Source organism: uncultured Tateyamaria sp. (genome assembly GCF_947494755.1).
Taxonomy (GTDB): Bacteria; Pseudomonadota; Alphaproteobacteria; order Rhodobacterales; family Rhodobacteraceae; genus Tateyamaria.
This window is the reverse complement of the sequence record NZ_CANLVZ010000053.1, coordinates 1-298: the sequence shown is the minus strand read 5'-3', so window position 1 is coordinate 298 and position 298 is coordinate 1. Positions and strand designations below refer to the sequence as shown.

Annotated in this window: 1 pseudogene; it reads left to right on the top strand. The window is 55.0% G+C overall.

Annotated elements, in window-relative coordinates:
* Positions 1 to 222 (top strand): annotated as a pseudogene (locus tag Q0908_RS20330) (IS3 family transposase); the annotation flags it as partial.
* Positions 223 to 298: the final 76 nt, after the last annotated feature.

The window sequence follows — 298 nt, the reverse complement described above, 5'->3', positions numbered from 1 at the left end:
ATGATCGAGTTGACCCGACAATATGGCCGCTATGGCTATCGTCGGATCGCCGCGTTGCTGAGAGATGCTGGCTGGCAGGTGAACGACAAGCGCGTTGAGCGACGATGGCGGCGGGAGCGGCTGAAAGTGCCAATGAAACAACCGAAGAAGGGGCGGCTTTAGCTGAATGCCGGATCATGTGTCCGGCTTCGGCCTGAACATCGCGATCATGTGTGGTCATACGGTCATCCCCCCATTTTTAATGGGGTCTGTCTGTAGAATTAGGCGGCCATTTTCAGTTTCATAGCGGGTGTTATGC